The sequence below is a fragment of the Streptomyces sp. NPDC086080 genome, from assembly GCF_044540255.1.
Taxonomy (GTDB): domain Bacteria; phylum Actinomycetota; class Actinomycetes; order Streptomycetales; family Streptomycetaceae; genus Streptomyces.
The window spans coordinates 102,472-115,890 of record NZ_JBITRU010000026.1; the positions used below are offsets into that span (position 1 = coordinate 102,472).

The following is a 13,419-nucleotide window of genomic DNA, read 5'->3' on the forward strand; positions in this document are numbered from 1 at the left end:
GAGCGGGGCCGTGTCCCTCGGCTCCACGCCCGCCGCCTCAAGCGTGCGGTCCGACACCACGGTGGTCGCCATCGCTCGGGCGAAACCCCGGACGCCTACCTGGCCGTGCCCGTGCCTCCCGTGATGTCCTCGAACACCACGGTGGCCATGTCCACGTCGGAGGTCCGTACCGTGACGGCCAGCCGCCAGTCGCCGGCAGGCGTCAGCCGCACGGAACCGCTCCAGCGGCCAGGACCGGCGGGCGCCAGACCGGCCGGCAGCGGACCCAGGCCCAGTGCGGGCAGCGACCAGGACGCCGTCATCTCCCGCGGCAGCACCGGCGCGCCAGAGGGGTCGCTGAGCCGCAGCTCCACCGCGACACCGCCGTCGGTCCGCCCGGTGATCCGGGCCGTCGCGGTGCCGCGGCCGTCCCGCCCACCGCTGTCGTAGTCGGCCGTGACGCGTACGGCCGCCGGAGCAGCCGCCGAGGCCGGGGCGCCGTGCGGCGGGACCGAGCCGGCCAGGAGCGTGGACAGCGCGATGACCACCGCGCCTCCCGCGGCCTCGACCGCGAGGATCCGCCGCAGCGCGCGCACGTCCGGCGCCGCCGGGTGGGGTTCCCCGTCCGCCGGATGCGGCTCCTCGTCCTGGTGGGGCTCCCCGTCCCGGTAGGGCTTCCCGTCCCGGTAGGGCTTCCCGTCCGGGGGCGGCTCCCCATCCCGGTAGGGCTTCCCGTCCGGGGGCGGCTCCCCATCCCGGTGGGACTCCCCATCCCGGTAGGGCCTCCCGTCCGGGGGCGGCTCCCCATCCCGGTAGGGCTCCCCGTCCGGGGGCGGCTCCCCATCCCGGTGGGACTCCCCATCCGCCGGATACGACTCCCCGTCCAGGTGCGGCTCCCCGTTCCCCGGGGCCCGGGTACGGGCCCGGGCGTGGGTCCGGGTCCGGGTCCGGGTCCGGGTCCAGCGTCGTGCTCGGGACGCCACCGCCAGTACGGCGAGGACGGCCAGGACCTTGACGACGAGCAGCCGCCCGTATCCGCTCCCGATCAGGTCGGCCGGGCCCTCGAGTTGACGGTGCGCCTGTATCAGCCCCGTCACCACCAGGACGGCGACGTACCAGCCGGCCGCCACCGAGAACCGCTCGACGGTCACCGCAGCGGACGCGTGGGAGGCGGGACCGGCCCGCCGCGCGCAGAGCATGGCCAGGGCGACCAGCCCGCCCAGCCAGAGCCCCATGGCCAGCAGGTGCGCCAGGTCGGCAGCCAGCGCCAGCGGGACCCGCCGCCCGGTGGCGGCATGCCCGGAGACGCTGAAGGTGGCGGCCACGGCCGCCGGCCCGGCCAGTACCGAAAGCGCCCGGAGCACGGCGTGCCGCCGAGACGCCGCGGGCCGCCGCCGGTGCGCGCTCCGCCACCCCAGGACCAGGACGGTCAGCACGATCCGCGCCTCCAGCGCGATACCCGACCGGCTGGTCGCCGTGGACTCGAGCAGCGCCGGGTCCATGACGGACCCGAGCCCCTCCCCCGCCGCGTACGGGCCTTGGACGAGCAGGCCCACGCACGCGGCGGTGACGATGACGGTCCCTCCGTACACCGCCAGCCGGTCGAAGGGTGTCCTGTCCGTGCCCCGCGCCGCCAGGAGCGGCATGCCGATGCCTCCGACGAGCAGCGCCAGGCCCGCATAGCCCGCCCCGCGGGCGACGGTGACCAGACCGGCGAGGAGTGGATCGGAGTCCCGGTCGGCGTCCGCCGGCGCGTCGCCGGGACCGGGGCCGGAGCCGACGCCGAAGGTGAAGGCCCCGTGCACCGGGTGGGCGTCGGCGGACACGGCCCGCCACGAGACCGTGTACGTCCCCTCTCCCGTACGGGACTCGACGAGGGTGACGGCGATGGCGCCGGGCTCTCCGGGCACCGCCGCCGTGTCCCCGCTGTCGACCCTGTCGCCGTCGGGGCCGATCACGCGCAGCCCGTCGGGAGCGGCCTCGACAGATTCGCTGAGCCGCACAGTGACACGCTCCGGCGCCCGGTCCAGGACCGCCCCGGCCTCCGGGGTCGTGCCGACCAGTTCGGCATGGGCGGAGGCGGGGGCCGCCGCGGCCGCCACCAGCAGGAACGGAACGGCGACGACCGCACAGAACAGCGCGCACAGCGCCCGGATCCGGCCGGTCGGAACCCGGACCCGGCCGGTCGGCGAGGGGGAGCCCGCCGACCGGACCGGGGGCGGGGGCACCGGAGCGGCGGTCACCCTTCGCACCGGAGCGGCGGTCACCCTTCGCACCGGAGCGGCGGTCACCCTTCGCGCCGGAGGAGTGGTCGGCCCTCCGGCGGAGGGAGCGGCCGGCCCGCGCTTCCGCTTCGCCAGGGAGTCCACCATCAGGCGCGGCCGGAGTTCCGGCCGGAACGGCGCCGCGCCACGGCGAGCGTCGCCAGCAGACCCGTCAGCCCGGCCGCGAGACCCGCGCCGCCCAGCAGCCGGGCCGTCCCGTCCTCGGTGTCCCCCGAAGCGGACGCCGCCGGCTTCTCCTCGTCGCCGTCCGCCGGACCGGCAGCGGCCTTCGCCGCGTCGCCCTGCGTCCCTGCCTGCTGCTTCGCGGCCGCGGCCGCCTCTCCGGGGGCCGATGCCGCCGAAGCCCCGGCCTCGTCCGCCGCGGGAGTCAGCGTCAGGACGGGCGCGGGGCGCTCGGGCTCCTCCCCGTCCTTGCCGGGCACCTCGATCCAGCGGACGACTTCGCCGCTGTCGTAGGTCTGGAGCGCCTTGAAGACCATCCGGTCGCCGTCCTCGGGCAGCGGGCCGAGGGAGATGTCGAACTCCTGGAACTCGCCGGGGTTGATCTCTCCGCCGCTCCAGACGATCCGTGAGACGACCTCGTCGATCGTCTTGTCACCGTGGGTCAGCGGCTTCGGCAGGGTCCGCTTCTCCGCCTTGACGGTCCATCCGGGAACCGGCCGGACGGAGAGGGCGGTGACCGGCTGGTCCGTCGGCAGGACGACCTCGACCTTCGTGGTGGCGGCGTCGGGACGCTCGGTGGGGACCCGGAAGGTGAGCTTCGCCCAGCTCCCGGCCTCGGCGCTCTTCGGGTGGACGCCGACGTGAGCGGCGGCGGGGCCGGCCGCCATCAGCAGGACGATGCCCACCGACAGGGCGCTGACAGCTCCTCGGGGCAGGGTACGGCGCATGGGTGTCTCCAGAACAGGACGGCGTTGAGAGTCTCGAGGTTCTTACTATAAATAACAGAACGCCTGCCGCCGAGGACGCACCGACCTCCATCCGTCGACATACGTGCAGGTGGATAGCGACTTTCAAGGACACACCGGACATCCGTACAGTCCGGGTGTGACGTTGCAGACACGTCCACTCTTAAATTTCTCTGATAAAAACTACTTCAACATCCGCACAGCCTGAGGAAGGCAGCATGTTGAGGAAAAAGGTGCTGGCAGGCGCCCTCTCCTTCGGGGTCGCACTCGCCGTCCCCTGGTGGTCGATCACCACGGAGACCACACCCGCCCCAGCCTCGTCGGCCGCCGGCGCGGCGGCCTCGGACCACGAAGGCACCACCCACGACGACTCCCCCTCCGCCGATGCCGCCGCCCCGGGAGGGGAGGAGGCCCACGACTGGCAGGCCATGGACCGGGAGATGGCCAAGCGTGACAAGTCGTTCCCGGCCAAGACCGAGGGCAAGGGCGCACAGCCCCTGGAGCCCAAGGTCCTCGCCGACGGCACCAAGCAGTTCACGCTCACGGCCAAGTCCGTGAAGTGGGAGGTCGAGCCGGGCAAGGTCGTCGACGCCATGTCGTACAACGGGGCCGTCCCCGGACCCACCCTCCACGTCGACGTCGGCGACAAGGTCGAGGTCGTACTCAAGAACGAACTGCGGGAATCCACGGTCATCCACTGGCACGGCATCCCCATCGAGAACGCGATGGACGGCGTCGCCAACATCACCCAGGACCCGGTGCCCCCCGGCAAGTCCTTCACCTACAAGATCAAGGCCGAGCGGGCCTCCGTGGGCTGGTACCACTCGCACCACAACGGCACCGAGCAGGTGACCAACGGACTGTGGGGCGCCTTCCTGATCGGTGACATGCCGCTGCCGGACAAGACGAAGATCGCCCAGGAGATCCCGATCGAGCTCCAGGACGCCGGTGCCATCGGACTGACCCTCAACGGCAAGTCGTTCCCCGCGACGGAGCCGGTCCGGGTCCGCAAGGGCGACTCGGTCCTCATCCACTACTTCAACGCGGGCACCATGGCGCACCCGATGCACCTGCACGGACTCGACCAACTGGTCGTCGCCAAGGACGGGTTCCCACTCGACAGCCCCTACAAGGCGGACACGGTACTGGTCGCACCCGGTGAGCGGTACAGCGTGCTCGTCAAGGCGGACAGGCCCGGCAAGTGGGCCTTCCACTGCCACATCTTCCCGCACTCCGAAGGCAAGACCGGGATGTTCGGCATGTTCACCGAGATGATCGTGAGCTGACGAGCGGGCACACGACCCGCCCGACTGAGGCAGCTCACCCGGCCCGGGCCGACCGCCGATCCGGCGCCGGCCGCGCTTCCCGCGCCCCGCGCCTCCCGGCTCCCCGCGCCGCACTCCCCGTCGGGGCACCGGCTTCCCCCACCCGGTCCTCCGACCCCCGTCAAGACAAGACTGGAGCCTCACCGTGTCCATCAGCACGGACCCACCCACCGATCCTCACCAGCAGCCGGACAGCAGACCACGGGCACAGGTCCTGCTGCGCGCCGTCACCCCCTTCGTCCCGGTCATCAGCGCCGCGCTGGCCCTCGGCCTCGTCCTCGGCCTGATCGTGGTCGGGGTCTTCCGGCCCGACCCGGCGCCGGTCACCTCGTCCGCGGCGGGACCCGGCGCCGCACAGGCCGCCGCACAGGCCGGCGCGGGCAAGACCATGACCTTCGACATCGAACTCGGCGACCTCTACGTCAAGCCGTCCTCGATCGAGATAGACGCCGGCGCGAAGGTCAAGCTCAACGTCGTCAACAAGGGGGCGATGGACCACACCATCGCGCTCAAGGGCGAGGACACCCCGATGATCAAGCCGGGTGCCGCGACCACCCTCGACTGGGGCCCGATCAACGAGACGACCCAGGCATGGTGCACCGTCGAGGGCCACAAGGCCGCCGGCATGGTGCTCGACATCAAGGTCAAGGGCGCTGCCGCCGGCGGCGGCTCCGACGCCGTCCTCGCGGACACCAAGGCGGACCCGAACGCGGGCAACGCCAAGATCGACGCCAACGCCAAGCCCTCGGCCGACTGGAAGGCCGTCGACCCGACCGTGAAGCCGGCCGACGGCAAGACGGTCCACGAGGTCGACCTGCATGTGAAGGAGAAGAAGTCCGAGGTCGCCCCCGGGGTGACCCAGACCCTCTGGACCTACAACGGCACGGCCCCCGGCCCCACCCTCCGCGGCAAGGTGGGTGACACCTTCCGGGTCAAGCTGACGAACGACGGCTCGATGAACCACTCCATCGACTTCCACGCCTCCAAGGTGGCGCCGAACGTCGAGATGCGTGACCTCAAGCCGGGCGAATCCCTCGTCTACGAGTTCAAGGCGAACTACGCCGGCATCTTCACCTACCACTGCGGCGCGGCCCCGATGATCCACCACATGGGCAACGGCATGTTCGGTGCCGTGATCGTCGACCCGCCCAACCTGCCCAAGGTGGACAAGGAGATCGTCCTGGTCCAGTCGGAGCTGTACCTGGGCCCCGAGGGCAAGGCCGCCGACCTCAACAAGATGATGGCCGGGACCAACGACGGCGTCGTCTTCAACGGCTACTTCAACCAGTACGTCCACAATCCCGTCAAGGTGGACGTCGGCGACCGGGTCCGCATCTGGCTGGACAACGCCGCGATCAACGAACCCCTCGCGTTCCACACCGTCGGCCTGATCTTCGACACCGTGTGGAAGGAGGGCGCGTACCTGTTGAAGCCGGGCAGCGCCGACAAGGGCGGCTCGCAGACCCTGGACCTGTCCACCACCCAGGGCGGTTTCGTCGAGTTCACCGTCGACAAGGCAGGCACCTACACCTTCGTGAACCACATCATGAAGGACCTCTCGCGCGGCGCGGCCGGCCTGCTCGTGGCCGGTGACGGCGGTCCGGCGGCACACTGAGAACCCGTCCCGACGACACCCGCCCCGACAGCGGGACGGGAGGCGCCGGCGCCCCGGGCGCCCCGGGGGGGGGGGGCCGGGGGCCGCCCCCCCCCCCCCCCCCCCCGGGGGCCCCGCCCCCCCCCCCCCCCGCCCCCCCCCCGGCCCCCCCCGGGGCCCCGGGGGGGCAGGGCCCGGCGCCGCCCGGGGGGGGGGGGGGGGCCCCCCCCGCGCCCCCGGCCCCGTCCTCCGGACAGCCTGGGCACAGGCCGCGCACAGGACGGCCGACCCGCACGGAACGCTCCGGAGAAGCCGGTGGCCAAGGAGCCCGGTCTTGTTAGGCTGAAGGAGAATTTCTCAGACCAACTCTGGTTTCCACGATTCTTTCGGGCGTTGACACCATGGCTCCAGCTCAGCCCTCCAGCAGCCGGCCCGCCCCCGCAGGAGCGTCCCGGACCGCCATCCTCGAAGCCCTGCGGGGCGCGGACGGCCCGCTCACCGTGCAGGAGCTCGCCGACGACCTGGGTCTGCACGCCAACACGGTCCGATTCCACCTCACCCGGCTCGCCAAGGACGGCAGGGTCCGGGAGGGAAGGGCCGACCACAGCGGTCCGGGACGGCCCAAGCTCGCCTACGAGCCCGTCACCGCCGGGACGGCCGAGGAGACCGCCGGAGGCGATGCCGGAACCGCCGAGGCAGCCGACGGGCACAACGGTTACCGGCTGCTGGCCCAGATCCTGGCCGGCCACCTGGCGGCGACCTCGGCCAACCCCTCGCAGGACGCCGTCGCCGCCGGCGTCGAATGGGGCCGCCATCTCACCGACCGCCCCGCGCCGTTCACGTCGATCTCCGCCGAGCAGGCCTTCGACAAGGTCACCACGGTCATGGACAAGCTCGGCTTCGACATCGAACCGGGCGAGGAGCTGACCGTTCTGCGGGTCCACAACTGCCCCTTCCGCTCGGTGGCCGCCGACCGCCCGGACGTGGCCTGCTCGGTCCATCTCGGCCTGATCCGCGGCGCGCTCAAGGAGATGGGCGCGCCGCTGCACGCCGTCGACCTCGAGGTGTCGCACACCGCCGACCAGCCCTGCCTCGCCCTCTTCGAACCCGCCGGGGCAGTCGCGACCGGGGAGGGCCCCGAGCCTCCCGAGTCCCCGGAACCGCACATCGGAGACCCGCAGACGGTGACGCCTCCCGACAGCGAGCAGGACTAGGGCCTCCTGGCATCCAGGCCCGAGCGCGGCGGCGAAGCGGCCCCGCATGACGTCCTCCCGGTGCCCGGGGTGAGCACCGCGGGGGCGCAGGGGAGCTCCGGGAGCGTGTGCGGGGCGATGTCCGCCACCCTTCGTACCCGCCACACGCTCCGGCGGCCGGCGGTCAGGTGCGTCGTGCCCGCAGGACCGGGGACAGCAGGATGACGAGCAGTCCGGCGAGAGGCACCACGAGCAGGCCCACCCGCAGGCTGGTGGCGTCGGCGACGAGTCCGACGACGGGTGGGGAGCACAGGAAGCCCAGGCGCATCAGCCAGGAGACGATGGTGAGTCCCGATCCGGGCTTGAGGCCGGGCAGTTCGTCGGCTTCGTGCATCGCCGCCGGCACGAGGGTCGCCACGCCGAACCCGGCGGCGGCGAAGCCGAGGATCGTTCCGGGGACCGTGGGCACGGCCAGCGCCAGGCCCATGCCGGCCGCCACGACGATACCGCCGGCACGGGCCACCTGCCGCTGTCCGAACCGGTCCACGAGCCGGTCGCCGATCAGGCGGCCGATGAACTGCGCGCCGACGAGGGCGATGAATCCGCAGGCCGCCAGGGTCACCGACGCGTCCAGGGAGTCGGAAAGGTACAGCGTGGCCCAGGAGTTGCCGGCGTCCTCGACGAGAGTGCCAGCGGTGGCGATGAGGACGAGTGCGGTCAGCAGGTACGCGGTACGCCGGGACACCGCTCCCCCGCCTTGCCCCTGCCCCGGGTCGTGGCCGGCCGCCGTGGCCTCTTCCACCGTCGGCCCGGTGTCGGGTCCGGGCAGGCAGTAGCGCAGGGCGACACAGGCGGCGGCGCCGAAGACCACTCCGGAGACGAGCAGGTGCTGTCCCCGGGAGAGATCGAGGGCGATCGCACCGGCGGCCATGGCCCCGCCGGTGACGGCGCCGATGGACCAGATGGCGTGGAAGGAGTTGATGATGCTGCGTCCGTAGCGGCGCTGCACCCGCAGAGCGTGGGCGTTCTGGGCGACGTCCGTGATCGCGTCCATGGCGCCGGCCAGGAAGAGCGCCGCCGCGAACAGGGCCGGCGAGCCGGCCACTCCCGCCGCCAGTACCCCCGCGCCCGTCAGCAGCGTGCCGAGCACGGCGACGCGCGCCGACCCCAGCGCGCGGACCAGGACCCCCGCCGCCAGGCCCGCGACGATGGCGCCCGTCGGGAACGCGGCGACGGCCAGCCCGTACGCTGCGTTACCGATCCCGAGATCGTCCTTGATCTGCGGATAGCGCGGCAGCAGGTTGGCGAACAGGGCGCCGTTGGTGAGGAACAGCACCGCCACGGCCGCGCGGGCCCGCCGGTCGGCCCGGGTGGGCTCGCGCAGTACGTCAACAGTCATGCGGGGAGCCTACCGCCGGGAGCGTACGTTCGTACACTCCTGTCCCTCCGACCGCGCAGGTGGGCCGGCGTTCCGGCTGTTCCCGGCGCTCCGGCGGCACCGCGCACGCGCGTCGCGGAGGGCAGTCGGCGTGAGGGTCGAACGGGCCGACGCACCGCTGACGGCGGCGTTCCGTGAGAGCGGGCAGGCACGACCGGCGACTCCGCCGCCGTCACCCGCCGGTCGTCCTGGCGCACGCGCCCGCCCGGCCCCCACCGAGCCGCTCCGTCTCAGCCCGCGGCCGGGGCCATGTCGGCAAACGGCACGCCGAAGTCCGTTTGGCCGACGCCGAGTCGACGCTGGACGGCGGGGGCGTCGGGCCGATCTTGCGGCCCACCGAGCGGCGCCCGCCCGCCACAGCACGGTCCAGGTTCAGCCGCTGCACCGCGTAGGCGGCGTCGACGTCCACCTCGGGAAGCAGCGCACGCACCGGGGACGGGGGTGCCGGTGCGGGCGGCATCCTCCGGGACAGCCCCCGCCTCGGCCACGGCAGCGGCGGCGTCACGGCTGGTCAGGGCTGCTCCCGGTGCGGGGCGCTGCGGGCGGTGGGTGGTTCAGAAGAGCACTGACGGCGGTACGGGGTGGCCGAAGGCGTTCAGACCGTAGGCCTGGTAGATCGGGTCGGCGTTGTTGCTGGCGTGGTTCATCGCGGCGTGGATGTCGCGCCAGCACCGCTGAAGGGTGGAGCCGCTGCGCAGTGCCGAGCCGCCGGCGTGCAGGAACAGCTCGTCGACGGCGTCGACCGCGCGGCGGGCGATACGGACCTGGTTGCGGCGGACCCGGAGCCGCTCCTCGGCCGGGAACCGTTCGTCGCGCTGCGCCCGCTCCCACATTCGCTCGATGTCCCCGAACAGCTGGATCTCACCGGCCTCCAGGTCGGAGATCGCCCGGCCGAGCACGGCGAGCTGGTGCGGGTCGCCCGCGGTGCGTACCCCGCGTGCCGTGACCCGGCCCCGCATGGAGGCGACGAACGCCGCCAGGGCGCCCTGCGCCATCGCGACCGTCGCGGTGGTGATGCCGGCGGTGAACATCGGGTGGAACGGCATCCGGTACAGCGGCGAACCGCCCCGCCCGGCCTGTTGGGCCAGGCCGCCGTCCTCCATCGGGACCGGGTCGAGGATCCGGTGCTCCGGGATGAACTTGTCCTCGATGACGATGTCCTTGCTGCCGGTGCCGCGCAGCCCGACCACGTCCCACGAGTCCTGGTCGATCTCGTAGTCCGCCCGCGGGAGGACGAAGTGACGGAGTCCGCCCGGGACCGGCGTGCCGTCCTCGTCCACGATCAGGCCGCCCAGGATGATCCACTGGCAGTGGTCCGTGCCCGAGGAGAACGGCCAGCGGCCGGAGAACCGGTACCCGCCGTCGACGGGGGTGGCCCGCCCCAGGGGGGCGTACGGCGAGGCGATCCAGGTGTCCGGGTTCTCGCCCCAGATCTCCTTCTGCACCTCGATGTCCATCTGCGCCACCTCGAACGCGTGGACTCCGACCACGCCGGCCACCCAGCCCGCCGAGGAGGACCGGATGCCGATGTCGCGCTGGGTGCGGAAGAAGTCGACCGGGCTTGCCTCGTGGCCGCCGAACTCGGCCGGCTGGAGCATCCGGATGACGCCGCTGGAGCGCAGCACCTCGGCGGCCTTGTCGGTCAGTCGGCCCAGCTCATCGCTGGGTCCGGCCTCGGCGGCGATCTCCTCGGCGCGGGCCAGGATCCGCTCGTGTACCTCATGCATGACTGAAGGGGCCTTTCTTCCTCAGTTGTGGAGCAGGAAGTCGGTGACGGTGCGGTTGAACTCGTCGGCGTGCTCGAGCTGGGCCCAGTGGCCGCAACCGGCCAGCAGCACCATCCGGGAGCGGGGCACCAGGGAGACGAGCTTCAGCGAGCTCTCGTAGTGCACGACCCGGTCGTCGCGGCCGTGGAAGAGCAGGGACGGTGCGGTGATGCCGGCGATCTGGGCGTGCGTGGCCATGTGCGGGCGGGGCCTGCCGATGCCGGCGGCGAAGTTGGCGAGGTGGTCGGGGCGTTCGACGGCCGCCCTGTGGCGCAGACGGACCAGCTCCTCCGAGGCGTGCGCTGGGTCGAACGTCATCACGTCGACGAGGTCGCGGAAGTTCGCCTCGGTGGGTTCGCGGTAGGTGCGCTGCAGCACCTTCACGCCCTCGCTGGGGCCGCCGCCGGGCACGAAGAGGTGGGCGCCGCCGACTCCCGCGCCCATGGTGACGAGGTGACTGACCCGCTCCTGGTGGGTCGCGGCGAACAGGACCGAGGTGGCTCCGCCCATCGAGTTGCCGATGAATGCGGCCTTCTCGATGTCCAGCGCGTCGAGGAACTCCAGCGCGGTCGCGGCATGGTCGCGGTCGTCGTAGCCGACCGGGTCGGACTTGCCCCAGCCGGGCATGTCGACGGCCAGGCAGCGGAACCGCTTGCCGAGCTCGCGGATGTTCGCCGCATAGTTGCTCCAGCCGGTCGCGCCGGGGCCGGAACCGTGCAGCAGCACGAGCGGGTGGCCCTCGCCGTACTCGTGGTAGTGGACCCGCCCGCTCGGCAGTTCCACGAAGCGGCTGGTCGCTTCCTCGGTGAAGATGTCGGTCATGATCGGGATTCTCCTGGTATCGGATACGGCGCGAGGCGGAACGCGGCCGGTGGGAGACGGGGGCCGGGTCAACCCCGTACGGGCGGTCCGGCGAGGAGTGTCTGCAGGTCACGCGGCTCATCGGCGTCCGGGACCGCGTGGAGCGCGTCGAACCAGGACCGGGCCACCGGGTCGTGCCCCACGCACTGGTGGAACTTCGCGGCCAGTTCGTCGCGGGACAGCGGCCGGTGGGAGTCGCCGCGGGAGTGGTGGACGTCGCGGACCAGGACCCGGCCGTCGTCGGTGCGCAGCCGGACGACGGTGTGGCCGGGCTCGTCGGCCGGCGGCCGTTCCGCGAGATCGATACGGGACATCAGCCCGGCCACGCCGGGGCGCTCCAGGGCCGCGTCGGTGAAGTCGTCGAGCCGTACGTCCCCGGTCAGCAGGGCGACGGCGAGGGTGTACTCCAGGGAGAACTTGGCCTCGAGCCCGTTGCCCGGCCGGGTGTCCCGCAGGGGCCGGGTGCCGCCGTGTTCGAGGGTCACCTCCACCCGGGCGATCCGGTCGGTGCCGGCACCCAGTTCCTCGCGCAGGGACAGCCCCGCGTCGATCGCGCGCTGGGTGGCGAAGCAGGAGGGGTAGGCCTTGATCGCGTAGTCGTCGACCCAGGCGGTCATCCAGTGTTCCAGGCGTGCGCCCAGGACCGCGGTGCGCTCGGGGTCGTGGTCGCCGAAGAGGTCCAGGAAGCCGCCGCGCGCCTCCAGTTGGGCGGGGTGGGCGGTGAAGCCCCGGGTGGCGAGCCCGACGGCCATCACGGCGTCCCGGGAGGCGAGGCCGGCGTGCATCGGCTTGGTCATGGTGCCGAAGTTGGCCAGGCTCCCCGCCGCCTGGGAGGCCGCGATGCCCAGGGCGTGGGCCGTCCTGCCGGTGTCCAGGCCGAGCAGCCGGGAGGCGGCGGCAGTGGCGGCGAGCCGTCCGGTGGTGGAGGTGTTGTGCCAGCCCCGGCCGTAGTGGACGGCGTGCGGGAGCACTTCCGAGACCGCGCGGAAGACGGCGGAGCCGACGCTGTACGCGGCGACGAGTTCGCCGCCGGTCACCGGACGGCGGGCGGCGAGCGCGAAGAGCGTCGGCAGCAGCACCGCCGCGGGGTGCATCGCCATGGAGGGGGCGGCGTCGTCCCAGTCGAGGGCATGCGCTGCGGTGCCGTTGACCAGGGCGGCGTCGGCCGGCCCCAGCCGTCTCCCCGTACCCCAGACGGTCGCCGTCCCGGCCGGTGCGGGCGCGCCGGACGGAACCTGGTCCTCCACCCAGTCGCGCACCAGCACGGCGGCGGGGGTGGCGAGCCCGGCGACGGCGACGCCGACGGTGTCGGCCACCAGCCCGCGCAGGGCCGCCCGGGGTGCGGGCTCCGGGCGGCGGTCGGGGTCGCAGACGAAGCCGACCAGCTGCGCGGTGGCGCCGGCCTGCTGCGATGCGGGCGAGGCAACGCTCACGGCTGTCCTCTCTAGGGTTCCACGGGGGTCCTTCGGGCCCCTCGGCGACCCGACGTGCCCAGTGTTGAAGCAGCACGCCCCGATCGGTCGCGGGCTCGCATCCAGCGGAAAGCGAGTTTCCCGAGGGGGGGTGGGGTCGGTGTGTTCCGCCCCCGCCGCCCCTTCCCGTCCCGTCCCCGAGGGCGCGGCCCCCGGACCCCCGTCCGCGACGACGCGCGAGGGCGACGTGGCCACCGGCCGGAGCGGCAGGAGCGCGGAGTGGCCGGGAGGCGACAGGTACGTACGGTGCGGTCGGCCGGAGGCGCGCTACCGCGGTGCTCCGCGCCGCCGCGCCGTGTCGCGCCTCAGGGTCACAGGGTGCACAGGGTGCACAGGGTGCGAGGGATCAAGCGCCACGTGTTCCCGTCGTCCGCACCACGGAAGCCCCGGCAGCCCCATGGGCACAGGACGAAAACCGGCCACCCCTGGGCCGACGCGCACTCCATACCCACCGGGCGTGCCCCGCACCGGGGCGGCGGCGTCGGGCCGCGTCACTCATGGGCGCGGGACAGCCATCGGGGCGCATCACACATCGCTGCGGAACAGCCCCCGGCCCGCATCACACATGGGTGCGGAACAGCCCCCGGCCCGCATCACA

At 73.1% G+C, this 13,419-nt stretch carries 9 protein-coding genes; 3 read left to right on the forward strand and 6 right to left on the reverse strand.

Going from position 1 to position 13,419, the window contains the following annotated elements:
- Positions 1 to 95: 95 nt before the first annotated feature.
- A complete protein-coding gene (locus ACIF9R_RS27035) occupies positions 96 to 2,222 on the reverse strand; it encodes a copper resistance protein CopC (protein WP_399984965.1) in 2,127 nt (708 codons plus the stop codon).
- 128 nt (positions 2,223 to 2,350) lie between these two features.
- A complete protein-coding gene (locus ACIF9R_RS27040; RefSeq protein ID WP_399984966.1) occupies positions 2,351 to 3,154 on the reverse strand; it encodes a YcnI family protein in 804 nt (267 codons plus the stop codon).
- 236 nt (positions 3,155 to 3,390) lie between these two features.
- Here ACIF9R_RS27040 and ACIF9R_RS27045 point away from each other — a divergent pair, with 236 nt between their 5' ends.
- From ACIF9R_RS27045 to ACIF9R_RS27055, 3 genes are all read left to right on the forward strand, one after another.
- Positions 3,391 to 4,458 carry a multicopper oxidase family protein gene (locus ACIF9R_RS27045; RefSeq protein ID WP_399984967.1) on the forward strand — a complete coding sequence of 356 codons (1,068 nt, stop codon included), beginning with the start codon at positions 3,391 to 3,393 and terminating at the stop codon, positions 4,456 to 4,458.
- 184 nt (positions 4,459 to 4,642) lie between these two features.
- Positions 4,643 to 6,112 (forward strand): multicopper oxidase domain-containing protein, encoded by a 1,470-nt coding sequence (locus ACIF9R_RS27050; RefSeq protein WP_399984968.1) that lies wholly within the window; start codon positions 4,643 to 4,645, stop codon positions 6,110 to 6,112.
- Positions 6,113 to 6,492: 380 nt separating this feature from the next.
- Positions 6,493 to 7,305, forward strand: a complete 813-nt coding sequence (locus ACIF9R_RS27055) for a helix-turn-helix transcriptional regulator (protein ID WP_399984969.1) — start codon at positions 6,493 to 6,495, stop codon at positions 7,303 to 7,305.
- A gap of 163 nt (positions 7,306 to 7,468) precedes the next feature.
- Here the strand turns inward: ACIF9R_RS27055 and ACIF9R_RS27060 are convergent, their stop codons facing one another.
- From ACIF9R_RS27060 to ACIF9R_RS27075, 4 genes are all read right to left on the reverse strand, one after another.
- Positions 7,469 to 8,683: an MFS transporter gene (locus ACIF9R_RS27060; protein ID WP_399984970.1), complete on the reverse strand. Its 1,215-nt coding sequence runs from the start codon at positions 8,681 to 8,683 to the stop codon at positions 7,469 to 7,471.
- Positions 8,684 to 9,276: 593 nt separating this feature from the next.
- Positions 9,277 to 10,449, reverse strand: a complete 1,173-nt coding sequence (locus ACIF9R_RS27065; protein ID WP_399984971.1) for a hydroxylase — start codon at positions 10,447 to 10,449, stop codon at positions 9,277 to 9,279.
- Between the two features lie 21 nt (positions 10,450 to 10,470).
- Positions 10,471 to 11,310, reverse strand: coding sequence for an alpha/beta fold hydrolase (locus ACIF9R_RS27070; protein ID WP_399984972.1), 840 nt, complete (start codon positions 11,308 to 11,310; stop codon positions 10,471 to 10,473).
- A 68-nt stretch (positions 11,311 to 11,378) separates the two neighbouring features.
- Positions 11,379 to 12,782, reverse strand: coding sequence for an MmgE/PrpD family protein (locus ACIF9R_RS27075; RefSeq protein WP_399984973.1), 1,404 nt, complete (start codon positions 12,780 to 12,782; stop codon positions 11,379 to 11,381).
- Positions 12,783 to 13,419 lie beyond the last annotated feature (637 nt).

What these genes read in the sequence shown, in the direction of transcription:
- ACIF9R_RS27045 (WP_399984967.1), top strand. Translation starts at nt 3,391, where the DNA reads ATGTTGAGGAAAAAGGTGCTGGCAGGCGCCCTCTCCTTCGGGGTCGCA.
- ACIF9R_RS27070 (WP_399984972.1), bottom strand. Translation starts at nt 11,310, where the DNA reads ATGACCGACATCTTCACCGAGGAAGCGACCAGCCGCTTCGTGGAACTG.
- ACIF9R_RS27060 (WP_399984970.1), bottom strand. Translation starts at nt 8,683, where the DNA reads ATGACTGTTGACGTACTGCGCGAGCCCACCCGGGCCGACCGGCGGGCC.
- ACIF9R_RS27040 (WP_399984966.1), bottom strand. Translation starts at nt 3,154, where the DNA reads ATGCGCCGTACCCTGCCCCGAGGAGCTGTCAGCGCCCTGTCGGTGGGC.
- ACIF9R_RS27055 (WP_399984969.1), top strand. Translation starts at nt 6,493, where the DNA reads ATGGCTCCAGCTCAGCCCTCCAGCAGCCGGCCCGCCCCCGCAGGAGCG.
- ACIF9R_RS27065 (WP_399984971.1), bottom strand. Translation starts at nt 10,449, where the DNA reads ATGCATGAGGTACACGAGCGGATCCTGGCCCGCGCCGAGGAGATCGCC.